The sequence below is a fragment of the Oleiphilus sp. HI0067 genome (genome assembly GCF_001635735.1).
Genome location: NZ_LWFI01000761.1, coordinates 1 through 338, shown reverse-complemented (window position 1 = coordinate 338; position 338 = coordinate 1). Strand labels below are relative to the sequence as shown.

The following is a 338-nucleotide window of genomic DNA, read 5'->3' as shown; positions in this document are numbered from 1 at the left end:
GAAAAACTAGCCCCATTATTTGAATCAACGCTAGCATTCTCCTGTTCGTTGAATTGCCACAAGCTATAGAGTGGAAAGTCCGACCGAATGATTGAGAGACTTGGATGAAGACCAAGTTGTATATTGGCTTGATCAACACCAAGGACGTTCTGAAGATCAGCCGCAAAAACTGCCGATACATCACAGCTATGAAATGCTTGATGCCAAGACCAGTCGACACTAGCGACATCACTCACATATGGATAATCATGCAAGGGTTTGAAGCCTTCACAAAAGCATGGAAAGCCTTCCCCAAAATCATCCAAACTAGGCGTTTTGGATGGGTGATTTTTAATATA

General features: G+C 42.6%; 1 protein-coding gene. It reads right to left on the bottom strand.

What is annotated here, in order from left to right; translation table 11 throughout:
* Positions 1-254: hypothetical protein (locus tag A3739_RS29725; RefSeq protein WP_231877045.1), on the bottom strand; the 254-nt coding region annotated here is incomplete at its 3' end.
* Between the last annotated feature and the right edge of the window lie 84 nt (positions 255-338).